The organism is Micromonospora sp. Utrum1 (assembly GCF_057197805.1).
This window is the reverse complement of the sequence record NZ_CM170071.1, coordinates 7,107,671-7,131,908: the sequence shown is the minus strand read 5'-3', so window position 1 is coordinate 7,131,908 and position 24,238 is coordinate 7,107,671. Positions and strand designations below refer to the sequence as shown.

Here is a 24,238-nt window from a genome sequence, read left to right as displayed (position 1 = left end):
CGTCCGTGCTGTGTCCGTCGGCGTCCTGCTGGCGATCGCCCTGAGCGGCTGCTCGCTGTTCGGCCGGGCCGAGGGTGCCACCACACCGGACGGAGCCGGCGCGGTCTCGCCGACCCCCGACGGGCGGCGGGTCTCCCTGGTGCAGCAACTCGGCGCGGACGGCCCGACCCGCAAGCTGGAGGTCGACCCGGCCGGGCGGTGGCAGTGCCGAGACTGCGCGGGCGACGGCGTCGACTCGACCGGGGCTCTCACCCCCGAGCAGACACAGCGGTTGCAGCAGATGCTCGCCGACCCGGCGCTGGCGAAGGAGACCGACGAGGCCCGGCACTACAAGCAGGGCTGCATCGACGCGCTGACGTCCACGCTGCTGATCCCGCCGGGCCTGACCATCACCATTCAGGACTGCCCGGGCGAGCCGAAGCCGCCGGTGGCCTACCAGGTCCTGCTGCTGATCACCCAGGCCAGCCCCGCCGAGGACAAGGGCTGAGGGGTCAGCACACCTTGCCGGGGTTGAACAGCCCCGCCGGGTCCAGCGCGGCCTTGATCGCCTGGTGCACCCGGACGCCCACCGGCCCGATCTCCCGGGCCAGCCAGTCGCGCTTGAGCAGGCCGACGCCGTGCTCGCCGGTGCAGGTGCCGCCGAGTTCCAGCCCGAGCCGCATGATCTCGTCGAAGGCCCGCCGCCCGCGGGCCAGGCTGGCCGGGTCGGCCCGATCCACCACGATGTTCGGGTGCATGTTGCCGTCGCCGGCGTGCCCGACCACGCCGATCGGCACCCCGCACTCCTCGGCGATCCGGGCCACCCCGTCGAGCAGGGCCGCCAGCGCGCCGCGCGGCACCGCCACGTCGTCGATGACCAGACCGCCGTTGCCGCCGGGGAAGGCCTCCGCGGCGAACCTCTCCATGGCCGGGTGTGCCAGCCGCCGGGCCTGGAGCAGCGCGGCGGCCTCGGCGGCGTCGGTGGCCGCGTAGACCTCGTCGGCCCCGGCTGTCGTGCACACCTCGGCCAGCCGGGCCAGGTCGTCGGCCGCCCGGGAGCCGGTGTCCACCGCCGCCAGCAGCAGCGCCTGCGCGTCGGTCCGCAGCCCCATCGGCCGGTACGCCTCGATGGCACGCAGATGGGTCCGGTCCAGCAGTTCCAGCAGGCTCGGGGTGAGCCCGCGCGCGGCGATCCCGGCGACAGCGGTGCCGGCCGCCGCCGTGGTGGGGAAGACCGCGACCAGGGTCAGCGACTCCTCGGGCGCCGGACGCAGCGCCACGGTCACCTCGGTGATCACGCCGAGGGTGCCCTCCGAGCCCACGAAGAGCCGGGTCAGGTCGTAGCCGGCGACGCCCTTGGCGGTGCGCCGGCCGGTGCGCAGCACCTCGCCGGAGGCGAGCACCACCTCCAGCCCCAGCACGTACTCGGTGGTCACGCCGTACTTCACGCAGCACATGCCGCCGGCGTTGGTGGCCACGTTGCCGCCGATGGTGGACGACTCCCAGGAGCCGGGGTCGGGCGGATACCAGAGGCCGTGCTCGCGGACCGCCCCGGCCAGCGTCGCGTTGACCACGCCGGGCTGCACCACGGCGATCCGGCTGACCGGGTCGACCTCCACGATCCGGTCCATGGCGACGGTGCTCAGCACCACCGCGCCGTCCACCGCGTTCGCCGCGCCGGCCAGCCCGGTCCGCGCCCCCTGCGGCACCACGGGTACGCCGTGGCGGCCCGCCGCGCGGACCACCGCCACGACCTCCCCGGTGTCGCGCGGCCGGACCACCACCAGCGGGGTGCCCGCCGCGCACAGGTCGGCCTCGTCCCGCTCGTGCATCGCCAGCAGGTCGGGGTCGGTCAGCACGGCGGCGTCGCCGAGGGCGCTCCGCAGGTCGTCGAGGAGGGGATGGGCGGCCATGCCGGAAGGCTAGGTCGTGCCGGCGGGGTTGACCAACCGGGCGTACCGTTGGTCGCCATGCTCTACCTGGACCCGCCCACGGTGCCCTCACGGGGGCGGCTCTGGTCGCACCTGATCAGCGACGTCTCGTACGCCGAGCTGCACGCCTTCGCCGAGGCGCTGGGCGCCCCCCGGCGCGGCTTCGACCGGGACCACTACGACCTCCCCGCCGAACGCGTCCCCATGGCCGTCTGGCTGGGCGCCCGGCTCGTCCCCTCCCGCGAGATCGTCCGCCTGCTCCGCGCCGCCGACCTGCGCCGGCCCAAGCCCCGCACCGTCCCCGCTCCGGGCGCTCCGGCCCGGCCGGCACCGCGGCAGCCCGGGATCAGCGCAGGGTCGCGAGTTCCCGGCTGAGGTTGGCGCGGGCGCGTGCCTCCCAGCGGCGGTGCGGCTCGGGCAGCCGGAAGAGGACCGGGAGGGCCAGCAGGTCCGCCAGGACCGCGGCGCGGCCGGCGCGGAACCCCGGGTCGGGGACGTGGGCGTACTCCCGGCGCACGGCGGCCGCGTAGCGGTCGTAGTCGGCGGGCGAGGCGCCCAGGATCGCCAGGTCGGCGTCGCAGAGCAGGGCGCCGTCCGGGTCGTCCGGCCCGACCGCGTGGCCGGCGGTGAGCAGCACCAGGCGGCGTACCTCGCGCACCTCGTCCGCCGGCAGCCCGGCGGCGGTGAGCAGGTCCCCGGCCAGCTCGGCGCTGGCCCGCTCGTTGGCGTCGCCGCCGGCCCGGGGGTCGTAGACCGCGTCGTGGCACCACGCCGCCAGCCGCACCAGGTCCGGGCCGCGGGCCGACCCGGCGTACGCGTCGACCACGTCGAGCACCGCCCGCAGGTGGGCCGGCGTGTGGTAGTGCCGGTGCGGCTCCCGCCAGCCGGCCAGCAGCCGCGCCCCGGCCCGCTCGACGCCGGCCGGGTCGGTCGCCCCCGCCGCCCGGGCAGCGTCCCGCCACCTTTCGATCAGCTCGTCCACGCGGTGCAGTCTGCCCCACCCCGGCAGGTCGGAAGGATTCACCGAGGGCGGGACGGGTAGTCCCGGCCATGGCCGTGGCCCGGGACCGACGACCGCCGTTCCTCCGGCGTACGGCGCTGCGCGAGGGACTGGTCGACGTCGACGGGGCGCGGATCTCCGAGGCCATGGAGCAGCTCCGGCACCGGGGCAAGGCCACCCTGCACGACCGGCTGCACCGGGTGCGTACGGCTCTCGGCCTGGCGCTCCAGGCGGGCCTCGCGGCCGGGCTGGCCTACCTGGTCTCCCACGTGGTGCTGGGCAATCCGCAGCCGGTGTTCGCGCCGATCTCGGCGGTCGGCACCCTGGCCGCCTCGGTCGGCCAGCGGTTCCGCCGGACCGTCGAGCTGATCATCGGGGTGGCGGTCGGGGTCTTCGTCGGCGACCTGCTGATCTACTTCCTCGGCACCGGCGCCTGGCAGCTCGGCCTGGTGGTCACCGCCGCGATCCTGCTGACCGTCTTCGCCGGGGCGAGCGTGGCCATCGTGATCCAGGCGGCGGCCACCGCGGTGCTGATCGTGACGCTCAGCCCGTCCACCCAGAACCTGGAGATACCCCGCTTCGTCGACGCCTTCATCGGCGGCGGCATCGCGCTGCTGGTCACCGCGATCCTGTTGCCGCTCAACCCGCTCCGCGTGATCAACCGGGCGGCCCGGCCGGCGCTGGACCTGCTCGCCGGGCAGCTCGACGGCTGCGCGGAGGCGCTGCGCAACCGGGACCGGGGCGCCGCCCAGCGGGCCTTGTTCCGGCTCCGGGAGAACAAGGAGGAGCTGGCGGCGCTCTCCGAGGCGATCGAGGGGGCCAAGGAGACCATCACCATCTCGCCGGCCCGCTGGCACCGGCGCGACGAGCTGACCCACTACGCCGAGGCGGCGGACCCGATCGACCGGGCGATGCGGAACAGCGGCACGTTGATCCGCCGCTCGGTCACCGTCATCGAGGACGAGGAGCCCATCCCCGACACGATGCCCGACTCGGTCGCCCACCTGGCCGAGTCGGTACGCCTGCTGCGCCACGAGTTCGCCGTCGGGGAGGAGCCGGAGAAGGCCCGGGAGCGGTCGCTGCGCGCGGTCAGCGAGGCGGGCCGGGCGTACGCCGAGGGGGTGGGTTTCTCCGGCAGCGTGGTGATCGCCCAGGTGCGGACCACGGCGAGCGACCTCATGGTGGCCTCCGGCATCGAGCAGGAGGAGGCGAACCGCCTGGTCCGCCAGGCGTTCGGCGATCGGGAGCAGCGCTCCGGCGAGATCACCGAGCAGAGCCCCGCCCCCAAACCCCCCACGGCACCCCCCGTGGGCTGACCCCGCCCCCGCCCCCGCCCCCGCCGTCCCCGCCCGATCCCGGTGATCATGAAGTTAACGGCTGTGGAAAGCGCCTTCCAGGGCGCTAACTTCATGATCACCAGGGTGAGCCCAGGGCCGGGGCGGGCGGTCGGGTCAGGGGAGGGTGGCCAGGGCGGTCAGGAGGGCGTCGACGTCGGCCTGGGTGGTGCCGAGGCCGAGGCTGGCGCGGAGGGCGGTGGCGGGCAGGTCGGGGCGGCCGCTGCGGGTCGCCGCCTCGGTGAGCAGGCGGCGGGCCAGCGGGTGGGCGCAGAACAGGCCGTCCCGGACGCCGATCCGGTGCACGGTCGCCAGGTGGGCGGCCACCTCGGCGGAGTCGCGGCCGGCGACCACGAAGCTGACGATGCCCACCCGGGGCGTGTCCGGCCCGAACGTGCGCAGCTCCACCACGTCCGGCAGGGCGGCGATGCCGGTCCGGAGCCGGGCCAGCAGCGCCTGCTCGCGGGCGTGCAGCGCGTCCCGGTCCGCGGCGGCCAGCGCCGCGCAGACCGCCGCCAGGGCCACGGCGCCGAGCAGGTTCGGGGTGCCCCCCTCGTGTCGGGCCGGGCCGGTGGCCCAGCGCACCTCGTGGGTGGCCGCCCCGACGTGGCTGGTGGCCCCGCCGCCGGCCAGGTACGGCGGGGCCGCGTCCAGCCAGTCGGCCCGCCCGACCAGCACGCCCGCGCCGAACGGGGCGTACAGCTTGTGGCCGGAGAGGGCCACGTAGTCGACGTCCAGCGCGGCCAGGTCCACCGGGGCGTGCGGGGCGAGCTGGGCGGCGTCGACCAGGATCCGGGCGCCGTGCCGGCGCGCCACCCGGGCCAGCTCGGCCACCGGCCAGCGCTCCCCGGTCACGTTGCTCGCACCGGTCACCGCCACCAGCACCGGCAGCCCGGGCCGGGCGTCGCGGGACAGCTCGCCGAGCGCGGCATCCAGGGAGCGGACCGCCCCGCCCGGGCCGTCCGGCACCGGCAGCCGCACCGAGCCCCGCGGCCAGGGGAGCAGGTTGGCGTGGTGCTCGCCGGCGAAGGTGACCACCGTGGTGCCGGCGGGCAGCGCCCGGGCCAGCAGGTTCAACGCGTCGGTGGTGTTCCGGGTGAAGATCACGTGGTCGTCGGGGCGGGCGCCGAGGAAGTCGGCGACCGTCTGCCGGGCCCGCTCGTAGGCCAGCGTGCAGCGCCGCGACAGCGCGCCGGCGCCGCGGTGCACGCTCGCGTACCAGGGCAGCAGCTCGGCCACCGCGTCGGCCGCCGCCCGCGCGCACGGCGCGCTGGCCGCGTGGTCCAGGTTGATCTCCCCCGGTACGCCGAGCACGCCGAGCGGGTCGGGCGCGCTCGGGATGGGCAGGGTGGGCAGCGAGGGTGCGAGGGTGACGGTCATGCCGGAGCCTCCCGGGTCCAGGGGACCCCGGGTGTGGCCACCGGGACGGGGTCCGCGCTTGCCCAGCACGCGGTTCGGGCTGGGCCCGGTCATCACCCGGGGCACCCCACCGCGAACTCGACGAGGGTTGCCGGCCAGCAAGCCGGGGCTTCGCGCTGGCACTCGTGACCTGTCCGGGAGCATAGCGGCCGCGATGCGACCCGACCAGTGGGTCGCGGATGACTACGCTGACCGCATGGCCGTCACCCCGCCCGGCGGAGCCCCGCCGCCGCCGCCGACCGCGCCCGCCGTCCCGCCGGGGTCGCCGACCCCCCGGATGCCGCTGCGCCGGCTCGGCTGGCGGCGGTTCCTGGCGCTGGCCGGGGTGGTGCTGCTGATCGCCGCCGGCGCGGTCTTCATGGTGTTCACCCTGGGCGAGAGCCTGGGCGCGGAGGCGCTGCTGGTCGGCGTGATCGCGGCGATCCTGCCGGTGCCGGTGCTGGTCTCCTGCTTCCTCTGGCTCGACCGCTACGAGCCCGAGCCGCTGAAGTATCTGATCTTCTGCTTCGCCTGGGGCGCGTTCGTCTCCACCGCCATCTCGCTGCTGGTCAACGAGACCGGCGCCCGGCTGTTCGACAACCTGGGGCTGCCCGCGGCGCTGACCGCCGTGCTGGTCGCCCCGTTCATCGAGGAGCTGACCAAGGCCGCCGGCCCGATCCTGCTGCTGATCTTCCGCCGCCGGGAGTTCTCCGGGGTCACCGACGGCCTGGTCTACTGCGGGCTCTCCGCCGTCGGCTTCGCCATGGTCGAGAACATCCTCTACCTGGGCGGATACGGCTACCGCACCGGCGTCGAGGAGTACGGCCCGGCCACCGGCGCGCGCCAGGTGATCGCCATCTTCATCGTGCGGATCCTGCTCTTCGGGTTCGCCCACCCGCTGTTCACCTCGATGACCGGTGTCGGGCTCGGGGTCGCGGCGCGTACCGCCGACCGGCGGGTGCGTTTCCTCGCCCCGATCGCCGGCCTGCTGGTGGCCATGATGCTGCACGGCACCTGGAACCTGCTGCCCTCGCTGGCCGCCGCCACCGGGCAGCCGCTGATCGCGCTCTACGGCTACCTCGGCGTGATGGTGCCGATCTTCTTCGGCATGGTCGGGCTGGCCATCTGGCTGCGCGCCTGGGAGGGGCGGCTCACCGAGCGCACCCTGCCGGACTACGTCCGGGCCGGCTGGCTCACCCCGCCCGAGGTGGCCGCGCTGGGCAGCCTCGGCCGGCGGCACGCCGCCCGGACCTGGGCCCGGCGGGTGGCCGGCGACGGTGGGGTGAAGGCGATGCGCGGCTACCAGTTCGCGGCCACCCGGCTGGCGCTGCTGCGCGACGGGATGCGCCGGGGGCTGGACCGCAAGCCCGCCGAGCGGGACCGGACGGCGCGGGAGGAACGGGAGCTGCTGGACGCGATCGGGGCGTACCGGGCGTTCTTCGTGGGCCGTGACCCGCAGGCGCCGGTCGGGGTCTGGGACGGGCAGCGCTACCACCTGCGCTTCCCGGACGGGTCGCGGCGCGCGGTCGAGGCCCCGGACGAGCCGGTGGTGCCGATCCCGGTGGTGCTGGCCCCGCCGCCGCCGGCCTTCCCGGCCGGCCACGGCCCGCAGGGCTGGCCCGGCCCGCGCCCGGCCGCCCCCTGGCACCCGCACGCCTGACCGGACCGCCCCGGGCGCCGGCGGGTCAGGTCATCAGGCCGGTGAGGAAGTCGCCGAGGCCCTGGGCGATGGCCATGAGGGCTGCCCCGATCCCCTTGAACAGCTGCGCCGCGCCGTCGGGTCGGAACGCCATGTAGTAGACCAGGAACGCGAGGAATCCCCAGGCAAGTATCTTCTTGATGACTACCGGCATGATCCCTCCCCAGGGCGCTGTCGTGCCTGGGGCTTCCCGCCGGGCAGCGGCGCAAACGGCACCCGCGAGGCGGGGGCGCCTAGAGATAGAGGCCGGTCGAGCCGGTCGGCTCCTTATCCACCCGCTCGGCCGCCACGGCGTGCACGTCCCGCTCGCGCAGCAGGACGTACGCCCGGCCGTGCAACTCGACCTCGGAGCGGTCGTCGGGGTCGAAGAGCACCCGGTCGCCGGAGACGATGGAGCGGACGTGCGGCCCGACGCCGACGGCGGTGGCCCAGGCCAGCCGCTTGCCGACCGCCGCGGTGGCCGGAATGACGATGCCGGCGGTCGAACGGCGTTCCCCCTCGCCGTTCTCGGTACGCACCAGCACACGGTCATGCAGCAGCCGGATCGGCAGCCCGGCGTCGAGGTTCTGGTCGGCGTTCACGCGAAGACGCTACCGCGTGCCCGGCGGTCGATCCCGGCGTGGTTGGGCGGAGCGGCAGGGGGCAATGTGTGGCGGAGTCGCCCTAGGGTGGGGCGGACGGACGTATCCTGTCCACCCTGTGTCCGTGGGCGGACCAAGTTTGCGGGAGGTGCGCTTGAGCCGCTTCGAGCGGATGCGTGGACGGCTCCGTCGCGCGTACGAGTCCGGCCGCGAGTCGGCGCGGGCCCGGCGGACCGAGCCGGACCGGTCGGCGGAGGAGCCGGACGTGGCCTCGTCCTCCTCGCCGGGCCCGGCGGCGCCTCCGGCGGCGACGGTGGTGGGCGCGGAGCCCCCGCCTCCCGTGCACTCCTCGACCACCAGCCTGGACGACGCGGAGGTGCCGCACGCGCTGCGGATCGCGGCGGCCTGGTGCTGGCGGCTCATCGTGGTCGGCATCGTCACCTGGTCGCTGCTCAAGATCGTCGGCACCGTCCGCATCGTGATCATCCCGCTGGCGGTCGCGCTGCTGCTCTCCGCGCTGCTCGCCCCGGCGGTCGGCTGGCTGCTCAGGGCCCGCCTGCCCCGGTCGCTGGCCACCGGCGTGGTGCTGGTCGGTGGCCTGGCCGCGGTGGTCGGCACGCTGACCCTGGTGGTGAACGAGTTCATCCAGGGTGTGCCGGAGCTCAGCGAGAAGTCGTCCCAGGGCGTCCGGCAGATCCAGGACTGGCTCAAGACCGGCCCGCTGCACCTCTCCGACGGCCAGCTCAACCGCTACATCGACGAGGCGCAGAGCTGGATCAACGGCAACACGGAGAAGTTCACCAGCGGAGCGCTCAACACCGCGGCCACCCTGGCCGAGGTGCTCACCGGCACCGTCCTGGTGCTCTTCGCGACCTTCTTCTTCCTCCGGGACGGCGCCAAGATCTGGCGGTTCCTGGTCCGGCTGCTGCCGGTGAAGGCCCGCTGGAAGGTGGACGACGCCGGCCGCGCCTCCTGGGCGACGCTCGGCGCCTACGTCCGGGCCACCGTGCTGGTCGCCTTCATCGACGCCGTGGGCATCGGCATCTTCCTGGTCATCTTCGACATCCCGTTCGCGTTCCCGCTGGCCGCGCTGGTCTTCCTGGGCGCGTTCATCCCGATCGTCGGCGCGGCGCTGTCCGGCGTGGTGGCCGTGCTGGTGGCGCTGGTCGACAGCGGCGCGGTGACCGCGCTGATCATCCTGGGCGCGGTGATCGGCGTGCAGCAGGTCGAGGGGCACGTGCTCCAGCCCCTGATCATGGGCCGGGCGGTGGCCATCCACCCGCTCGCCGTGATCATCGGGATCGCCGCCGGCGTGGTGCTGGCCGGCATCGCGGGCGCGCTGGTCGCGGTGCCGCTGATCGCCGTGCTCAACACCGCGGTCCGCCGGCTCGCCGCGCGGACCGTGCCGGACACCCCACCCGACGCCGTGGTGGTCGCCTCCCACGCGCCCTGACCCGCGCCCCGAAGACCCGCTCACCCGACGCCCGCGTCGCCCCTGCTCGGGGAGGCGCGGGCGTCAGCTCTTGCCGAGCCGCTCCAGTGCGCCCCGGGCCACGTCGGGCCGGGTCGTGTACCAGAACGGGGGCAGCGAGCGGCGCAGGAACGGGCCGTAGCCGCGGGCGGTCTCCAGCCGGGAGTCGAGCACCGCCACCACGCCCCGGTCGCCGGTGGCCCGGATCAGCCGGCCGACCCCCTGGGCCAGCCGGACCGCCGCGATCGGCACGCTCACGGCCGCGAAGCCGGAGCCGCCGCCGGCGTCGACCGCCGCCGCCCGGGCCGCGGCGAGCGGCTCGTCGGGCCGGGGGAAGGGCAGCCGGTCGATCACCACGAGCTGGCAGGCATCGCCCGGCACGTCCACCCCCTGCCAGAGCGACATCACCCCGAACAGGCAGCTCTCCCGCTCCTCGCGGAACCGGCGGACCAGCAGCGGCAGCGCCTCCTCGCCCTGGAGCAGCACCGGCAGGTCGGTCCGCGCCCGGAGCAGCTCCGCGGCCTGCTGCGCGGCCCGACGGGAGGAGAAGAGCCCGAGGGTACGCCCACCGAGCGCCCCGACCAGCGCCAGCAACTCCTCGCCGGCCGCCTCGGGCAGCCCGGAGACGCTGGGCCGGGGCAGGTGCGCGGCGACGTACAGGATGCCCTGCCGGGCGTAGTCGAAGGGCGAGCCCACGTCGAGCGACGTCCAGCCCGGCCCCTCGGTGGCCGGTACGGTGCCGGTCGCCGCCCGGCTGCCGTCGGTGCTCGCCACCGGGGATGTGGTGCCGGCGCGGCCGGCGGCGGCCGTGGCGGCCAGCGCGGCCGCCGCGGGGGAGGGCGGGGCGGGCGGCGGCGCGTCCAGCCCCAGCGCCCGGGCCACCGTGTCGAACCGGCCGCCCAGGGCCAGGGTGGCCGAGGTGGCGACCACGGTGCGCTCGTCGTAGAGGTGGGTGGCGAGGGTGCCGGCGACCGAGAGCGGCGCCACCACCAGCGCCCGGCGGCTGCCGTTCTCCGGTTTCTCCACCCAGGCCACGTCGTGGTCGGCCTCCTCCAGCAGCCGCTGCGCGGTGGTGGAGAGCTCGTCCAGCGCGGCCTTGGCCTGCTGCTTGCGCACCGGGTCCGGGTCGTCGGCCTTGATGTCGCCGATCGCCTCCAGGGCGGCCCGGGTGGCGCCGTCGAGCAGGGTGCACGCCTCGCGCAGCGCGGGCGGCAGGCCGGCGGTGAGCCGCCCGGCCGGCGCCTCGGCCAGCCCCACGGCGAGCGCGTCGCCGGCCTCGGTGAGCCGTTCGGCCACCTCGGGGCGGAGCAGCGGCCGGGCCCGGCGGGTGGACCGGTCGATCAGCTGGGGCTCCAGCTCGGCCTGGGCCGCCGAGGAGACCCGGTCGGCCAGCTCGTGCGCCTCGTCCACCACGAGCAGCTTGTGCGGCGGCACGATGTGCCGGCCGGCGAGCATGTCGACGGCGAGCAGGCTGTGGTTGGTCACCACGATGTCCGCCTCGCGGGCCCGGGCCCGGGAGGCCTCGGCGAAGCACTCCTGGCCGAACGGGCAGCGGGTGGCGCCGACGCACTCCCGGGCCGGCATCGAGACGCTCCGCCAGACCTGGTCGTCCACGCCCGGGTCCAGCTCGTCCCGGTCGCCGGTGGCGGTCTCCTCCGCCCAGTCACGCAGCCGCTGCATCTGCTTGCCCAGCCGGCCCGCCTCGCCGAGCCACTTGGTGGCGCCGGGGCGCGGCGCGTCGAAGAGGGTGTCCTCCGGCTCCGCCTCGACCGAGCTGTCCAGCCGGGCCAGGCAGAGGTAGTGGTGCCGCCCCTTGAGCACGGCGAAGGTGGGGCGCCGGCCGAGCACCGGCTCGACCGCGTCGGCCAGCCGGGGCAGGTCGTGGTCGACCAGCTGGGACTGCAACGCCAGGGTGGCGGTGGAGACCACCACCGGGCCGTCCACGGTCAGCGCCGGGGCCAGGTAGGCCAGCGACTTGCCGGTGCCGGTGCCGGCCTGCACCAGCAGATGCTCGCCGGAGGTGATGCTCCGCTCGATCGCCTCGGCCATCTGCTGCTGGCCGGGGCGGGCCGCGCCGCCCGGGACCGCGCCGACCGCGGCGGCCAGCAGCTCGCCCCCGCCAGGCCGGCCGCCCCGGCGCTTCTTGGGAACGGCGGGGCCGGTGGCGGTGCGGGGCGGGGTCACCGTGCGACCGTACCCGCCGGCGCCGACAGGGGGTGGGTCGCTCCGCCCGCGTGGCGTGGCCGGCGGGTCGCGTCCGGTTACCTGCCGATCGCGTCGCGTGGCCGGAATCGGTTAGGGTGCCAGTCATGCCGAGCGACGTGGTCCGCGTGATCTACCGCAAGTACGACGGCAGCGCCCACCGCGACTACCCGGCCCGCCGGCTCGCCGAGGACGACCTCGGTGTCTGGCTCGGCGTGCCGGCCGGCACCGAGTCGGTCTACCACGGCCGGCCCTCCGTGGAGCGGATCCCGTTCGTCCTGCTGGTGCCCCGGCACGCCTGGTGGACCGGCATGTTCAACCCGCCCCCGCGCACCAGTGAGGTCTACTGCGACATCACCACCCCGGCGAGCTGGCAGGGCGAGGAGACGGTCCACCTGGTCGACCTCGACCTCGATGTGGTGCGCCGCCGGGAGACCGGCGTGGTCGAGCTGCGCGACGAGGACGAGTTCGCCGAGCACCGGGCGCGCTGGGGTTACCCCGCCGACGTGGTGACCGAGGCCGAGGCCGCCGCGCGCTGGCTGCTCGGTGCGCTCGACGACGGCACCGAGCCGTTCGCCACCTCGTACCGGAAGTGGCTGGCCCTGGTGGTCTGAGCCGGCCTCAGAGGCGCGGCGGCCAGTCCTCGTCGGCCCCGACCCCGGGGAGGTCGGCCACCTTCTCCGGGTTGAGCTGGTTGAACACGCCGGTGATCCGGCCCTCGTGCACGGCGAACGAGGTGACCATCCGCAGCGGCCGCCCGTCGCGGAACACCGTCTCCGCCTGCCAGCCCAGCGCGCCGTCGACCAGCACCGGCCGGGCGTGCAGGGGCCCGCCCCAGCGAGCGGCCTGGCCGAAGAGACCGAGGATGAAGCGGCCTGCCAGGTCGGCGCCGACCACCGGCCGGCGGGCGGCCGGGAAGTGCCCGCCGCTGTCGCCGATCACCACCACGTCGGGGGCCAGCACCTCGACCAGCCGGTCCAGCTCCCCGGACTCGACCGCCGCCACGAACGCGCTGAGCACCTTGTGCTGCTCGGCCAGGTCGGCGGTGTGCCGGGGGACGTCCGGCGCGGTGACCGCGCGGCGGCCCCGGGAGGCGAGCTGCCGGGCGGCCGCCGGGGTGGTGCCGAGCACCTCGGCGACCGTGCCGAACGGCACGGCGAAGACGTCGTGCAGCACGAAGGCCACCCGCTGCTCGGGGGTCAGCCGCTCCAGCACCACCAGCAGCGCGGTGCCGAGCTGGTCGGCCCGGACCGCCCGCTCGGCCGGGTCGGGGGCGAACCCGTCCGCGGTCGGCGCCGCGCTCACCACCGGCTCCGGCAGCCACTGACCGGGGTACGCCTCGCGGCGCACCCGGGCGGAGCGGAGCACGTCAAGGCAGATCCGCGAGCAGGTGGTGGTGAGCCAGCCGCGCAGGTCGCGGACCTGCTCCCGGGCGGCCGGGTCGGCGAGCGCACCCGCGTAGCGCAGCCAGGTCTCCTGGACCGCGTCCTCGGCCTCGCTCCGGCTGCCCAGCATCCGCTGCGCCACCGCCAGCAGGTGCCCGCGCTCCGCCTCGAACTCCGCCGCCCGCTCCTGCACGTGCCGCCCCCTCCGCCGGAACCCACATTCTCCCCCGGGCCCCTGGAGCGGCGCCGCCCGGGAACGGACACCGCTCGGGAGGCGGAGGCGGGCGGGGTGGGTGAGGATCGAGGGATGAGCGGTGTCGACGAGGTGGCGCGGCCCGAGGGCGGGTCGATGCGGGAGCTGCTCCGGGCCGGCCCGGGCGCGGTGGACCTGGCGGCGGTGGATCCCCGGTCGACCCCGGGGCTGCCCGCGGCGGCCGGGAGCGGCAAGGGCCGCAAGGAGTGGGCGCGCGGGCAGGTCGAGCTGCTCGGCGCGGAGCTCGGCCGGCAGCAGGAGATGCTGTACGCGTCCGCGAAGGGCGCCGCCGGTCCGGGGAGCGCGACCAGCGCACCCACCCAGGCCGGCGCCCACCTGGCCGGCGACCGCCCGCGCCGGCTGCTGCTGGTGCTCCAGGCCATGGACTGCGGCGGCAAGGACGGCACGGTCAAGCGGGTGGCCGGCGCCATGAACCCGCTGGGCCTGCACATCCGCTCGTTCGGCCCGCCGACCGAGGAGGAGCGGCGGCACGACTTCCTCTGGCGGATCCGCGGGGCCCTCCCGCCTCCCGGCTACGTGGGCGTCTTCAACCGCTCGCACTACGAGGACGTGCTGATCGCCCGGGTCGAGGGCCTGGTCGACGAGGCCACCTGGCGGGGCCGCTACGACCTGATTAACGAGTTCGAGCGGGAGCTGGCCGGCAACGCGGTCACTGTGGTCAAGGTCATGCTGCACATCTCGTACGCCGAGCAGGGCGAGCGGCTGATGGAGCGGCTCACCGACCCGACGAAGTACTGGAAGTACAACCCGAGCGACCTGGACACCCGGGCCCACTGGGACGACTATCAGGCGGCGTACGCCGAGGCGATCGAGCGGTGCGGCCCGGACGTCGCGCCCTGGTTCGTGGTGCCGGCGGACCGGAAGTGGTACCGCGACTGGGCGGTGGCGCACCTGCTCCGGGAGACGTTCGACGGGTTGGATCTGGGGTATCCGCCTGCCGATTTCGACATCGCGCGGGAGCGAGACCGGCTGCGCAGCGAGGGCGGAGCGGGCAAGGTGAACAGCAGGTGAACGAGTGGTGAATCGGGCCTGACCAGGGGTGGGCCGGGCGTTGCCCGGTTCCACGGGGTACCTAGCATGCGCAGAGCAGACGCCATCCGGGCGACGGCCACCCTTCCACCGACACGACGAGGTCCGTGCTGTGAAGTTTTCCTTCCGTCCCACCGAGGGCGCCTTCTACGAGCTCTTCACCAGGGCCGCGCAGAACCTGGTCAAGGGAACCGAGCTGCTCAACGAGCTGGGGCTGCCGGATGTCGAGGTCCAGTCGGTGAGCGAGCGGCTCACCGAGGTCGAGCACGACAGCGACCAGATCACCCACGAGCTGTACAAGAAGATCAACTCCACCTTCATCACCCCGTTCGACCGCGAGGACATCTACCGGCTGGGCTCGCTGCTCGACGACGTGATGGACCACCTGGAGGCGGTCGGCAACCTGCTCTACCTCTACGGCCTGACCAAGCTGCCGTCGCTGCCGCGCGAGATGCACGAGCTGGTGAACGTGCTGGACCAGCAGGCCAAGCTGACCGCCGAGGCGATGCCCCGGCTGAAGTCGATGAAGGATCTTGAGGACTACTGGATCGAGTGCAACCGCCTCGAGAACGACGGTGACCAGGCGTACCGGATGCTGCTGGTCCGCCTCTTCAGCGGTGAGTACGACGCGCTCACGGTGCTGAAGATGAAGGAGGTGGCCGACGAGCTGGAGGCCGCCTGCGACGCCTTCGAGCACGTCGCCAACACCGTCGAGACCATCGCGGTCAAGGAGTCCTGATCCCGTGACCCCCGAACTCATCGCCGTGCTGGCGGTGATCGTGGTCGCCATGGCGTTCGACTACACGAACGGCTTCCATGACGCGGCGAACGCGATCGCCACCAGCGTGTCCACCCGGGCGCTGACCCCCCGGATCGCCCTGGCGCTGGCCGCCGTCGGCAACTTCGTCGGCGCGCACTTCGGCGCGGGGGTGGCCAAGACGGTCGGCGACGGCCTGGTCACCCTGCCACCCGGGGTGGCCAGCCTGGGGGTGGTCTTCGCCGGCGTGCTCGGCGCGATCGCCTGGAACCTGATCACCTGGTACTTCGGCCTGCCGTCGTCGTCCTCGCACGCCCTCTTCGGCGGCCTGGTCGGGGCGACCCTGTTCGCCGCCGACGGCGTCGTGCAGTGGGGCAACATCGTCGAGAAGGTCCTCGTCCCGATGGTGCTCTCGCCGGTGGTCGGCCTGGTGCTCGGCTTCCTGCTGATGCTGGCGATCCTCTGGCTGTTCCGGAAGGGCCAGCCCGGCAAGCTCAACCGGGGCTTCCGCTGGGCGCAGACCGCCTCGGCCGCCGCCATGTCGGTCGGCCACGGCATGCAGGACGCCGCCAAGACCATGGGCATCATCGTGCTGGCGCTCTACACCGGCGGTTTCCAGGACTCCAAGACGCACATCCCGGGCTGGGTGTTCTGGACCTCCGCGGCCATGCTGGCGGCCGGCACCTACGCGGGCGGCTGGCGGATCATCCGGACCCTGGGCCGGAAGATCATCGACCTGGGCCCACCGGAGGGCTTCGCGGCCGAGACCGTGGCCAGCGCCGTGCTCTACTTCAACGCCCTGGTGCTGAAGGCCCCGATCTCCACCACCCACACGATCACCTCGGCGATCATGGGTGTCGGCGCGACGAAGCGGCTCTCCGCGGTCCGCTGGAACGTGGCCGGCAACATCGTGATCGCCTGGATCATCACGTTCCCGGCCGCCGCGGCCATCGCCTGCCTGGCGTACCTGCTGGTCCGCCCGCTGTTCTGAGAGGTCCGACGCCGAGGGGTTCCCCGCCGTGGCGGGGGACCCCTCACGCGTAGTCGACGCCGATCCGGCCCCGGATGTCGTCGAGCAGGCCCATCACCTCAAGGGTGGCGGCGTGCGGCACCAGCGGGCTCTCGATCAGCCCGGCCGCCAGGCAGCGCTGGACCTCGATCGCCTCATACTGGTAGCCGCCGCCGGTCAGGTCCGCCGCGATGGTCTCCGGCTCCGCGCCGAGCCGGTGCAGCACCGCGGCGCCGGGCCGGTAGAACGGCTCCGGCAGGTCGATTCGGCCGGTCGTGCCGGTGATCGCGGCGGTGATCGCGGTGGCGCCGACGATCCCGCAGCTCAACGTCGCCACCGCCCCGGAGTCCCAACCGAGGACGATGCCGGTGTTCTCGTCGACGTCCTCCGGGCTCAGCTTCGCCCAGGCGTTCACGTGTTGCGGCATGCCGAGCAGCAGGTGGGCCAGGCTCAGCGGGTAGACGCCGAGGTCGAGCAGGGCGCCACCGCCGAGCGTCCGGGCCCGCATCCGGTGCTCCGGCGGGAACGGGCCGGCCGCCCCGAAGTCCGCCCGGACGTGGGTCACCTCGCCGATCGCGCCGTCTCGGATCAGTTCCAACACCCGGAGGATCAGCGGGTTCGTCCGCATCCACATGGCCTCCATGAGGAAGAGGCCGCGGGCGCGGGCCGTCTCGACCAGCTCCGTGGTGGTGGCCAGGTCGAGCGTGCAGGGCTTCTCCACCAGCACTGCCTTGTCGCCGGCCAGGCAGGTGAGGGCCGCCTCGTGGTGCGCGACGTGCGGGGTGGCGACGTAGATGACGTCCACGTCCGGGTCCGCGGCCAGTTCCGCCCAGGAGGCGTACGCCCGGGGCACGTCGTGCCGCTTCGCGAACAGCTCGGCGCTCTCCCGGGTACGCGAACCGACCGCCACCAGCTCGGCCCCCGGCGCCAGCCGCAGGTCCTCGGCGAAGCGGGCGGCGATGTGTCCGGTGGCCAGGATTCCCCAACGCGTCATACCGGCACGCTATCCCGGGCCGTTCCGCCGCCGGAAAGAAGATCCACCCGTCGGGAAATCGGGACCTGGTCAGCCGCCTTCGGGGACCCGAGCATCTGCCCAGAGCGATTCGAAGTGCTCGACGTACCGGTCAAACGGCCCGCCGGCCTCGCGGCGGCGCAGGTGCAGGGTCACGGAATCCTGCCCGAGGGCCGCGCCGATGTGCGTCGCCACGATCGCCTCGTCATCGAAGACCCACACGGACATGGCGATGTGTCGGTCAGACAGCCGCACGGGCAGCGCGGTTGATGACTTCGCGATCTCAGCCTGGGTCATCGCGATGCGGGTAGCGAGGTTGAGCGGTGTCCCTTCGATTCGGTCACGACCGGCAGTGACCGCGCTGCCTGGGTCGCCGAGGAGGAAGCGCACGTCCGCGCCGCCGCCGGCCTTCCCGCCCAACGTCGCGGCGGCGTTCGGCACCTCCAGGCAGACGAAATAGCTCGTGTACCCCCCGAACCACAGCCGCGACCCGGCCCGTTCGATCAGGTCTCGGAAGAGCGTGCGCGGGAGGTCGGAGCGGCGAGGGTAGACGCCGACCAGCTCGCGGTCGTTCCCGACCTTCACTGCGCGGCGGACAACATCAGGCCAGAGCACGTCAATATCCTTACCCAGCACCTCGGCCGCCCGCACTCGGGAACGTGGGTGAGGAAGGCGACCCCGGCTGATCCATCGCTCGACCGTCTTCGCGTCCACATGACACCTCGCCGCCAGGTCGCCGACGGTCAGGCCCGCCATCGTCAGCGCGTCACGCAGGGCTTCGTTTCGTGGCATCGAAGGGACCTTTCCTAGACGTCCCTCGATGGTCGCACGCCGGCGGTTCAACCGTCCGCACCTGAAAGGGAGCGTTCCGTACAGACGGCGCGGCCGGTGGCGGCGAAGCCCGGCGGCCGCGTCCCGTGGGGCCGTCGCCGTGGGCGAGCACTCGACGGTCCCTCCCGATCGCCGGTCGAGGGGAGCACCATGCCAGACGAGACGCCACAGCCGAAGCCCGCGCCGCCGCCGAGGCGCGACCCGCAGCCGGCCCGTCCGATCGTGCCGGGACCGATCGGGCCGATGATTCCGCCCTACCGCGGCCCCGGCCGGGTGACGAACGTCGTTCCAGCGTCGCGCTGGCCGGCCCGTCCCCGCCCGGGGCCGATCACGGCGCACATCGCGAGCGGCCCGGCTTGGACGTGCGACCGGTGTGGCCGCGACTGGCCGTGCCCCACGCTGAGGTCCGCCCCGACGGACGCCGCCCGCCGGGCGACCCTGATTCCCGAGTTCTCCCGGATCACCCGGCGGGCTATCCGCGACCTTCGCGGCCGGGTCGGCGGCCCGACCCCGCCCGAGATCGTGAAGCGTTTCCTCTGGTTCCTGCCGCTGACCGACGAGGAGGCCCGTGCCATCGCGCTGAGGCTCCGGTGAGCCGGGCGACCCGACCGCACCTTGCCCGGCGACCGACCTGGCGCTGTTGGCACGTGCGGTCAACCATGGCCCTGCGAACCGGCCCGCCTGGCGCTGCTGGCCGAGTACCGCGACGACCGCCCCGCCCTGGCGATCTACCTGGCGATCCTTAGGCGGAAGCCGCCGAACAGCTCGCCGAGCTGGACGCCGGCGCGGCTCCGGCGAACCTCACGGCCCGTTTCCTCGGCTGGATCGGGCCTCGCCGGTGTGTCGGCCGGACCGCCCCGGCGATCCGATGATCCACCTGCCGGGAACTAGGCTCGGGGCATGACGATCGACGGCTTCGCCGCACCGCCCGCCCTGGTGGAGCACGCCCGCCGGTTCCGTGCCGAGGGCGGCGTGCCGGCCGTGCCCCGGGTCGCCGCCACCGTGCTGCTGCTCCGCCCGGCCGGCGCCGACTTCGAGGTGTACCTGATCCGCCGGGTGGCCGCGATGACCTTCGGTGGGATGTACGCCTTCCCTGGCGGCGGTGTGGACCGCTCGGACTCGCAGGCTCACCTGGACTGGGCCGGCCCGACGCCGGCCGGCTGGGGCGAGCGGCTCCGCCTCGCCCCGGAGGCCGCGCAGGCCGTCGTCTGCGCCGCAGCCCGGGAGGTCTTCGAGGAGGCGGGGGTGCTGCTGGCCGGCCCGGACGGCGGGACCGTGGTGGGCGACGTGAGCGGTGACGACTGGGAGGCGGCCCGGCAGGACCTGGTGGCCCGGCGGACCGGCTTCGCCGACCTGCTGGCGGGGCGGGGCCTCACCCTCCGCTCCGACCTGCTGCTGCCGTGGAGCCGTTGGATTACCCCGGAGTTCGAGCCGCGCCGCTTCGACACGTACTTCTTCATCGCCCTGCTGCCCGAGGGGCAGCGGACCCGGGACGTCTCCGGCGAGGCCGACCACACGGTGTGGCTGCGCCCGGCGGACGCCCTGGCCCGGGCGGAGGCCGGCGAGCTGACCATGCTCCCGCCCACGATGGTCACCCTCGGCGAGGTCGCCGCCGTCGGCGACCTGGCCGGCGTGGCCCGCGCGGCGGCGACCCGCGACGCCGCCACCCCGATCACCCCCCGCCTGGACGTCCCCGAGGACGGCGAACCCCGCTTCACCCTGACCTGAGCCCCGCCCCCGCCGATCTTGCACTTACCGCCCGGGCGAATGCGGCGGATCGGGGCGAATCGCGGGCCGAAACTGCAAGATCGATGCCGGTCGGGCGTGGACACGCCGAGGGCCCCGGTCGGGATCGACCGGGGCCCTCGCGGACCGGGACGGCGGCGGCTCAGCCGAAGCGGCCGGTGATGTAGTCCTCGGTCTTCTTCCGGCTCGGGTTGCTGAAGATCTTCTGGGTGTTGTCGTACTCGATCAGCCGGCCCGGGTCGCCGGTCTTCTCGATGGAGAAGAAGGCGGTCCGGTCCGACACCCGGGCGGCCTGCTGCATGTTGTGCGTGACGATGATGATGGTGAACTTGTCCTTGAGCTGGAACATCAGGTCCTCGATGGCCAGCGTGGAGATCGGGTCCAGCGCCGAGCAGGGCTCGTCCATCAGCACCACCTGCGGCTCGACCGCGATGGTCCGGGCGATGCAGAGCCGCTGCTGCTGACCGCCGGAGAGGCCCGCGCCGGGCTTGCCGAGCCGGTCCTTCACCTCGTCCCAGAGGTTCGCCGAGCGGAGCGCCTTCTCGGCGGCCTCCTCCAGGATCGACTTGCGCCGCACCCCGTTGAGCCGGAGGCCGGCAACCACGTTCTCGAAGATGCTCATGGTCGGGAACGGGTTCGGCCGCTGGAAGACCATGCCGATCATCCGCCGGACCGCGGTGACGTCCACGTCCCGGTCGTAGATGTCCTGGTCGTCGATGGTCAGGCTGCCCTCGACCCGGGCCCCCGGCAGCACCTCGTGCATCCGGTTGATCGACCGCAGGAAGGTGGACTTGCCGCAGCCGGACGGCCCGATCAGGGCGGTGACCGTCTTCGGCTCGACGGTCAGGCTGATGTTCTCAATCGCCTTGAACCCGCCGTAGTAGGCGGTGACGTCGGCGGCTTCGATGCGCTTGGCCATGGTGGTGGTACCTCCGGGGTTCATCGGCCGAGCCGGTTGCGGCGGGCCAGCAACTTCGCCGCGACGGTCAGGATGAGGACGAGGGCGACCAGGGTCAGCGCCGCGGTCCACGCCCGTGCCGGCGAGTACTTCGAGGCCTCGCCGGCCTGCTGGTAGACGAAGAGAGCCAGCGACGACTGGTTGTTCTCGAACGGGTTGAAGTTGATCGCGGCGCCGCCGCCGGCCACGAGCAGCACCGGCGCGGTCTCGCCGGCCGCCCGCGCGATGGCGAGCATGATGCCGGTGACGATGCCGGGCAGCGCGGTCGGCAGCACGACCCGCAGGATGGTCTTCCACTTCGGCACGCCGAGGGCGTACGCGCCCTCGCGCAGCGGCGCCGGCACGAGGCGGAGCATCTCCTCGGTGGAGCGGACCACGGTCGGCAGCATGAGCACGCTCAGCGCCAGTGCGGCGGCGAAGCCGGAGAAGCCCGGCCGGCCGTCGTTGAACCACGGCGAGACGATCAGCACCCAGAAGGCCAGCACGAACAGGCCGGTGACGATCGACGGGATGCCGGTCATCACGTCCACGAAGAAGCGGATGGTGAAGGCGAACCGGCCCCGGCCGTACTCGACCACGTAGATCGCGCAGAGCACGCCGAGCGGGACGGTCACGAGCGTGGCGATGCCGACCTGCTCCAGGGTCCCCACGATGGCGTGGTAGGCGCCGCCGTTCGCGTCCCGGGCCCCGATGTTGTTCATCGAGGTGCCGAAGAAGTTGCCGTCCAGCCGCTCGGCGCCCTTGCTGACCAGGGTCCAGACCACCGAGGCCAGCGGCAGCACCGCCAGCACGAAGGCCGAGTGGATGAGGGCGCTCCAGGTCCGGTTGCGGGCGGCCCGGCGGCCCTCCACGGCGTTCGCGGCGACGTGCAGGCCGGCCAGGTAGAGCAGCGCGCCGACGACCACGACTAGGACCGGGCCGCCGATGCCGGCGCCGTAGACGATGCCGGCCGAGACCAGCAGCGCCACGACGGCGATGACGGGCGCGGCGTACGCCGGAAGTCGCCGGGCCCGCAGCGTCAGCGGCTGGGCCGGCGGCTGCGGGCGGTGGGAGGTGACGGTGGTGGTCATGCGGGGCTTCCTTCAGTTCGCGACTGCGGGGCTCGCAACCCCGGCTCACTCCTCGCGCTCACGCCGCAGACTCCGTGAACTCGCGGCGGCGGTAGATGATCGCCCGCGCGGTGATGTTGACGATCAGCGTGATCGCGAAGAGCACCAGGCCGGAGGCGATCAGCGCGCCCCGGCCGGTGTCGTTCGCCTCGGCGAACCGGTTCGCGATGTTCGCGGCGATCGAGTTGCCACCGCTCTGCAGGACGTTGAACGAGATGGCGTACGTGGAGCCCAGGGTCAGCGCCAGGGCGATGGTCTCGCCGAGCGCCCGGCCCAGGCCCAGCATCACCGCGGCGATCACGCCCGGCCGGCCGTAGGGCAGGACGGCGGTGCGCACCATCTCCCAGCGGGTGGCGCCCAGCGCGAGCGCGGCCTCCTCGTTGGCGGTCGGGGTCTGCCGGAACACCTCGCGGGAGAGCGAGGTGACGATCGGCAGCACCATGATCGCCAGCACCACCGAGCCGAGCAGGATGGAGTTCCCGTACGGGCCGTCGCCGAAGATCGGGATCCAGCCGAAGTACCGGTGCAGCCAGGCCGACAGGTCGGCGACCGGCTGCGCGAGGTAGTCCCGGCCCCAGAGCCCGAAGACCACGCTGGGCACGGCGGCCAGCAGGTCGATCAGGAAGCCGAGGCCGTTGCCCAGCCGGCGCGGGGCGTAGTGCGACAGGTAGAGGGCGATGCCCAGCGCCACCGGCACCGCCATGAGCAGGGCGAGCAGCGAGCTGAGGACGGTGCCGAAGGCGAGCGCGCCGATGCCGAACGTGGGCGGGTCGTCGTTCGGGAACCAGCCCTCGAAGGTCCAGAAGGACTCGCTGTTCGCCCGCAGGGCCGGCACGGCCTTGGCGATCAGGAAGATCGCGATGGCCGCGATGACCACCAGCACGGTGGTGCCGGCCGCCAGGGTCAGACCGCGGAACGCCCGTTCCGCGCCGAAGGCCCGGGCCCGGGGCAGCCCGCCGCCGCCACCCAGTCCGTTGTCGGGCATGCCGGGGATGCCGGGAGGCTCGGCCACACGCGCCGAGGCACCGGCGGGCCACTCGTGGCTCGTGGCCACGCGGGTCCCGCCGGTGCCGGCGTGCGCCGAGCGGTGAGGGGTGTCACCCATCTGCTCGCTCGCTTCGGGGTAGGGGAGGTGTGTCGGTCAGCGGGTCAGGAGAGGCTCGCGACCGCGGTCTCGACCTTGGCGCGGACGCTCTCGGGCAGCGGGGCGTAGCCCAGGTCGACCAGGTCCTGCTGGCCCTCGGCGCTGGCGGCGTGGCCCAGCAGGCCCTTGACCAGCGGCAGCTTGTCGGCCGCGAGGCCCTTGCTGCAGGCGATCTCGTAGGTCACCAGGACGATCGGGTACGCCCCGGCCTGCGTGGTGTTGTAGTCGATCGACATCTTCAGGTCGTTGCCCTGGCCCTCGATCTTGGCCCCGGCGATGGTCTTGCCGGCCGACTCGGCGGTCAGCTCGGCGAACTCACCGGCGCCGTTGCGGACCTTGGCCTTCTTCAGGCCGCCGTTCTCGGCGTAGGACCACTCGACGTAGCTGATGGTGCCGTCGGTGCTCTTGACCTTGCTGGCCACACCGTCGGACTTGGCCGCGCCGACGCCGCCCGGGGCCTTCCAGGCCTTGGCGTTGCCGAAGGTCCAGTCGGACTCGGCGGTCTTGGACAGGTACTTGGTGAAGTTGTCGGTGGTGCCCGACTCGTCGGAGCGGTGCACCGCCTGGATCGCGGTGGACGGCAGCTTCGCGTCCGGGTTGTCGGCCTTGATGGCCGGGTCGTCCCACTTGGTCACCTTGCCGGCGAAGACCTTCGCCAGGGTGGCCGGGGTGAGCTGGAGGTTGTCCACGCCGCTGACGTTGTACACGATCGCGACCGGGCCGATGACCATCGGCAGGTTGAGGGCCTGGCCCCCGCTGCACTTGGCGTCCGCCTGCGGCTGCTCCTCCGGCTTGAGCGCCGAGTCGGAGCCGGCGAAGTCGGCGGTGCCGGCGACGAAGGCCTGGATGCCGGCGCCCGAGCCGGTGGGCTCGTAGTTGATCGTGGTGCCGGCGCACTTCTGCTGGTACGCCTTGATCCACTCGGCCATGGCGTTCTTCTGCGCGGAGGAGCCCTGCGCGTTCAGCGTGCCCTTGCCGCAGTCGGCCGCGGCGGCGGAGCCGGAGGCGGAAGTGCTGGTCGACTCGTTGTTGTCCGAGCCGCAAGCGCTGAGACCGAGCACCGCGGTAAGAGCGAGGCAGGCAATGGCGCCGTGCCGCTGGAGCTTCACCTGAGGGGTTTCCCTTCACGTCTTTGGTCAGGTCGCCCGGTCTCCCGGGTGCCGGCGCTGACCGGCTGACACGAAAGGTAGAAGTGCCAGGTAGACGGTTTGCCGGTCGGAAGTGAACGGAGAATGAACAGGCGCGGCCGGCCGGGTGGCCGTAGCCTGAGGGCCCGTTGTCCATTTCGTGAACTCGCGGGCCCACTATCGCTAATAATACGATTTTTCCGGGCAGCCGTTATCCGGCCGAGTCCATCGCGTGACGCGGCCGTGACCGCTGTCCGGGACG

Annotated in this window: 23 protein-coding genes, 1 pseudogene and 1 riboswitch; of the genes and pseudogenes, 11 read left to right on the top strand and 13 right to left on the bottom strand. The window is 73.8% G+C overall.

Going from position 1 to position 24,238, the window contains the following annotated elements; translation table 11 throughout:
* Positions 1-10 precede the first annotated feature (10 nt).
* Complete coding sequence (locus AC0OLQ_RS33625; protein WP_357334380.1) at positions 11-487, top strand: hypothetical protein; 477 nt, start codon at positions 11-13, stop codon at positions 485-487.
* 4 nt (positions 488-491) lie between these two features.
* Here the strand turns inward: AC0OLQ_RS33625 and AC0OLQ_RS33620 are convergent, their stop codons facing one another.
* Complete coding sequence (locus tag AC0OLQ_RS33620) at positions 492-1,892, bottom strand: FAD-binding oxidoreductase (RefSeq protein WP_484529472.1); 1,401 nt, start codon at positions 1,890-1,892, stop codon at positions 492-494.
* A gap of 57 nt (positions 1,893-1,949) precedes the next feature.
* Here AC0OLQ_RS33620 and AC0OLQ_RS33615 point away from each other — a divergent pair, with 57 nt between their 5' ends.
* Positions 1,950-2,285, top strand: a complete 336-nt coding sequence (locus tag AC0OLQ_RS33615; protein WP_484529471.1) for a DUF4031 domain-containing protein — start codon at positions 1,950-1,952, stop codon at positions 2,283-2,285.
* Here the strand turns inward: AC0OLQ_RS33615 and AC0OLQ_RS33610 are convergent.
* Complete coding sequence (locus tag AC0OLQ_RS33610) at positions 2,257-2,892, bottom strand: HD domain-containing protein (RefSeq protein ID WP_484529470.1); 636 nt, start codon at positions 2,890-2,892, stop codon at positions 2,257-2,259. The two genes, AC0OLQ_RS33615 and AC0OLQ_RS33610, sit on opposite strands and share 29 nt — an antisense overlap.
* A gap of 74 nt (positions 2,893-2,966) precedes the next feature.
* On the opposite strand from AC0OLQ_RS33610, the gene AC0OLQ_RS33605 reads away from it, so the two are divergent.
* Complete coding sequence (locus tag AC0OLQ_RS33605) at positions 2,967-4,226, top strand: FUSC family protein (RefSeq protein ID WP_484532501.1); 1,260 nt, start codon at positions 2,967-2,969, stop codon at positions 4,224-4,226.
* Positions 4,227-4,361: 135 nt separating this feature from the next.
* Here AC0OLQ_RS33605 and AC0OLQ_RS33600 read toward each other — a convergent pair whose 3' ends face one another.
* On the bottom strand, positions 4,362-5,624 hold the full coding sequence (locus AC0OLQ_RS33600; RefSeq protein ID WP_484529469.1) for an aminotransferase class V-fold PLP-dependent enzyme: 1,263 nt from the start codon (positions 5,622-5,624) through the stop codon (positions 4,362-4,364).
* Positions 5,625-5,673: 49 nt separating this feature from the next.
* Positions 5,674-5,794, bottom strand: a riboswitch (SAM riboswitch).
* 23 nt (positions 5,795-5,817) lie between these two features.
* Here AC0OLQ_RS33600 and AC0OLQ_RS33595 point away from each other — a divergent pair.
* Positions 5,818-7,302: a PrsW family intramembrane metalloprotease gene (locus AC0OLQ_RS33595; RefSeq protein ID WP_484529468.1), complete on the top strand. Its 1,485-nt coding sequence runs from the start codon at positions 5,818-5,820 to the stop codon at positions 7,300-7,302.
* Between the two features lie 25 nt (positions 7,303-7,327).
* On the opposite strand, the gene AC0OLQ_RS33590 is transcribed toward AC0OLQ_RS33595, so the two are convergent.
* On the bottom strand, positions 7,328-7,495 hold the full coding sequence (locus AC0OLQ_RS33590; protein ID WP_357334396.1) for a hypothetical protein: 168 nt from the start codon (positions 7,493-7,495) through the stop codon (positions 7,328-7,330).
* Positions 7,496-7,574: 79 nt separating this feature from the next.
* Positions 7,575-7,922, bottom strand: a complete 348-nt coding sequence (locus AC0OLQ_RS33585; RefSeq protein WP_357334398.1) for a GroES family chaperonin — start codon at positions 7,920-7,922, stop codon at positions 7,575-7,577.
* A 154-nt stretch (positions 7,923-8,076) separates the two neighbouring features.
* On the opposite strand from AC0OLQ_RS33585, the gene AC0OLQ_RS33580 reads away from it, so the two are divergent.
* A complete protein-coding gene (locus AC0OLQ_RS33580; RefSeq protein WP_484529467.1) occupies positions 8,077-9,375 on the top strand; it encodes an AI-2E family transporter in 1,299 nt (432 codons plus the stop codon).
* Between the two features lie 63 nt (positions 9,376-9,438).
* Here AC0OLQ_RS33580 and AC0OLQ_RS33575 read toward each other — a convergent pair.
* Positions 9,439-11,604, bottom strand: a pseudogene (locus tag AC0OLQ_RS33575) (ATP-dependent DNA helicase); the annotation flags it as partial.
* A 98-nt stretch (positions 11,605-11,702) separates the two neighbouring features.
* Here AC0OLQ_RS33575 and AC0OLQ_RS33570 point away from each other — a divergent pair.
* Positions 11,703-12,209 carry a DUF402 domain-containing protein gene (locus AC0OLQ_RS33570; RefSeq protein WP_484529466.1) on the top strand — a complete coding sequence of 169 codons (507 nt, stop codon included), beginning with the start codon at positions 11,703-11,705 and terminating at the stop codon, positions 12,207-12,209.
* Between the two features lie 7 nt (positions 12,210-12,216).
* On the opposite strand, the gene sigJ is transcribed toward AC0OLQ_RS33570, so the two are convergent.
* Positions 12,217-13,173 (bottom strand): RNA polymerase sigma factor SigJ, encoded by a 957-nt coding sequence (gene sigJ / locus AC0OLQ_RS33565; protein WP_484529465.1) that lies wholly within the window; start codon positions 13,171-13,173, stop codon positions 12,217-12,219.
* Between the two features lie 114 nt (positions 13,174-13,287).
* Here sigJ and AC0OLQ_RS33560 point away from each other — a divergent pair, with 114 nt between their 5' ends.
* From AC0OLQ_RS33560 to AC0OLQ_RS33550, 3 genes are all read left to right on the top strand, one after another.
* The gene (locus tag AC0OLQ_RS33560) at positions 13,288-14,265 is read left to right on the top strand and encodes a PPK2 family polyphosphate kinase (RefSeq protein ID WP_484529464.1); all 978 of its coding nucleotides are present in this window, start codon (positions 13,288-13,290) and stop codon (positions 14,263-14,265) included.
* Positions 14,266-14,395: 130 nt separating this feature from the next.
* Positions 14,396-15,022 carry a DUF47 domain-containing protein gene (locus AC0OLQ_RS33555; RefSeq protein ID WP_148431186.1) on the top strand — a complete coding sequence of 209 codons (627 nt, stop codon included), beginning with the start codon at positions 14,396-14,398 and terminating at the stop codon, positions 15,020-15,022.
* A 4-nt stretch (positions 15,023-15,026) separates the two neighbouring features.
* Complete coding sequence (locus AC0OLQ_RS33550; RefSeq protein WP_357334412.1) at positions 15,027-16,031, top strand: inorganic phosphate transporter; 1,005 nt, start codon at positions 15,027-15,029, stop codon at positions 16,029-16,031.
* A gap of 43 nt (positions 16,032-16,074) precedes the next feature.
* Here AC0OLQ_RS33550 and AC0OLQ_RS33545 read toward each other — a convergent pair whose 3' ends face one another.
* Both AC0OLQ_RS33545 and AC0OLQ_RS33540 read right to left on the bottom strand, forming a co-directional pair.
* Positions 16,075-17,043, bottom strand: coding sequence for a Gfo/Idh/MocA family protein (locus tag AC0OLQ_RS33545; protein ID WP_484529463.1), 969 nt, complete (start codon positions 17,041-17,043; stop codon positions 16,075-16,077).
* Between the two features lie 69 nt (positions 17,044-17,112).
* The gene (locus AC0OLQ_RS33540) at positions 17,113-17,853 is read right to left on the bottom strand and encodes a helix-turn-helix domain-containing protein (RefSeq protein ID WP_484529462.1); all 741 of its coding nucleotides are present in this window, start codon (positions 17,851-17,853) and stop codon (positions 17,113-17,115) included.
* Positions 17,854-18,042: 189 nt separating this feature from the next.
* Between AC0OLQ_RS33540 and AC0OLQ_RS33535 the strand changes: the two genes are divergently transcribed.
* Positions 18,043-18,486, top strand: coding sequence for a hypothetical protein (locus AC0OLQ_RS33535; RefSeq protein ID WP_484529461.1), 444 nt, complete (start codon positions 18,043-18,045; stop codon positions 18,484-18,486).
* Between the two features lie 306 nt (positions 18,487-18,792).
* Positions 18,793-19,620, top strand: coding sequence for an NUDIX hydrolase (locus AC0OLQ_RS33530; RefSeq protein WP_484529460.1), 828 nt, complete (start codon positions 18,793-18,795; stop codon positions 19,618-19,620).
* Positions 19,621-19,780: 160 nt separating this feature from the next.
* On the opposite strand, the gene pstB is transcribed toward AC0OLQ_RS33530, so the two are convergent.
* The 4 genes from pstB to pstS are packed head-to-tail and all read right to left on the bottom strand — an operon-like array spanning position 19,781 to position 23,958.
* On the bottom strand, positions 19,781-20,557 hold the full coding sequence (gene pstB, locus AC0OLQ_RS33525; protein ID WP_357334420.1) for a phosphate ABC transporter ATP-binding protein PstB: 777 nt from the start codon (positions 20,555-20,557) through the stop codon (positions 19,781-19,783).
* A gap of 20 nt (positions 20,558-20,577) precedes the next feature.
* Positions 20,578-21,666 carry a phosphate ABC transporter permease PstA gene (gene pstA, locus AC0OLQ_RS33520; protein WP_357334422.1) on the bottom strand — a complete coding sequence of 363 codons (1,089 nt, stop codon included), beginning with the start codon at positions 21,664-21,666 and terminating at the stop codon, positions 20,578-20,580.
* A gap of 58 nt (positions 21,667-21,724) precedes the next feature.
* Complete coding sequence (gene pstC, locus AC0OLQ_RS33515; protein WP_357334424.1) at positions 21,725-22,810, bottom strand: phosphate ABC transporter permease subunit PstC; 1,086 nt, start codon at positions 22,808-22,810, stop codon at positions 21,725-21,727.
* A gap of 44 nt (positions 22,811-22,854) precedes the next feature.
* Complete coding sequence (gene pstS / locus AC0OLQ_RS33510) at positions 22,855-23,958, bottom strand: phosphate ABC transporter substrate-binding protein PstS (protein WP_484529459.1); 1,104 nt, start codon at positions 23,956-23,958, stop codon at positions 22,855-22,857.
* Positions 23,959-24,238: the final 280 nt, after the last annotated feature.

What these genes read in the sequence shown, in the direction of transcription:
- AC0OLQ_RS33620 (WP_484529472.1), bottom strand. Translation starts at nt 1,892, where the DNA reads ATGGCCGCCCATCCCCTCCTCGACGACCTGCGGAGCGCCCTCGGCGAC.
- AC0OLQ_RS33615 (WP_484529471.1), top strand. Translation starts at nt 1,950, where the DNA reads ATGCTCTACCTGGACCCGCCCACGGTGCCCTCACGGGGGCGGCTCTGG.
- AC0OLQ_RS33600 (WP_484529469.1), bottom strand. Translation starts at nt 5,624, where the DNA reads ATGACCGTCACCCTCGCACCCTCGCTGCCCACCCTGCCCATCCCGAGC.
- AC0OLQ_RS33595 (WP_484529468.1), top strand. Translation starts at nt 5,818, where the DNA reads ATGCGACCCGACCAGTGGGTCGCGGATGACTACGCTGACCGCATGGCC.
- AC0OLQ_RS33590 (WP_357334396.1), bottom strand. Translation starts at nt 7,495, where the DNA reads ATGCCGGTAGTCATCAAGAAGATACTTGCCTGGGGATTCCTCGCGTTC.
- AC0OLQ_RS33570 (WP_484529466.1), top strand. Translation starts at nt 11,703, where the DNA reads ATGCCGAGCGACGTGGTCCGCGTGATCTACCGCAAGTACGACGGCAGC.
- AC0OLQ_RS33560 (WP_484529464.1), top strand. Translation starts at nt 13,288, where the DNA reads ATGAGCGGTGTCGACGAGGTGGCGCGGCCCGAGGGCGGGTCGATGCGG.
- AC0OLQ_RS33545 (WP_484529463.1), bottom strand. Translation starts at nt 17,043, where the DNA reads ATGACGCGTTGGGGAATCCTGGCCACCGGACACATCGCCGCCCGCTTC.
- AC0OLQ_RS33540 (WP_484529462.1), bottom strand. Translation starts at nt 17,853, where the DNA reads ATGCCACGAAACGAAGCCCTGCGTGACGCGCTGACGATGGCGGGCCTG.
- AC0OLQ_RS33535 (WP_484529461.1), top strand. Translation starts at nt 18,043, where the DNA reads ATGCCAGACGAGACGCCACAGCCGAAGCCCGCGCCGCCGCCGAGGCGC.
- AC0OLQ_RS33530 (WP_484529460.1), top strand. Translation starts at nt 18,793, where the DNA reads ATGACGATCGACGGCTTCGCCGCACCGCCCGCCCTGGTGGAGCACGCC.
- pstB (WP_357334420.1), bottom strand. Translation starts at nt 20,557, where the DNA reads ATGGCCAAGCGCATCGAAGCCGCCGACGTCACCGCCTACTACGGCGGG.
- pstA (WP_357334422.1), bottom strand. Translation starts at nt 21,666, where the DNA reads ATGACCACCACCGTCACCTCCCACCGCCCGCAGCCGCCGGCCCAGCCG.
- pstC (WP_357334424.1), bottom strand. Translation starts at nt 22,810, where the DNA reads ATGGGTGACACCCCTCACCGCTCGGCGCACGCCGGCACCGGCGGGACC.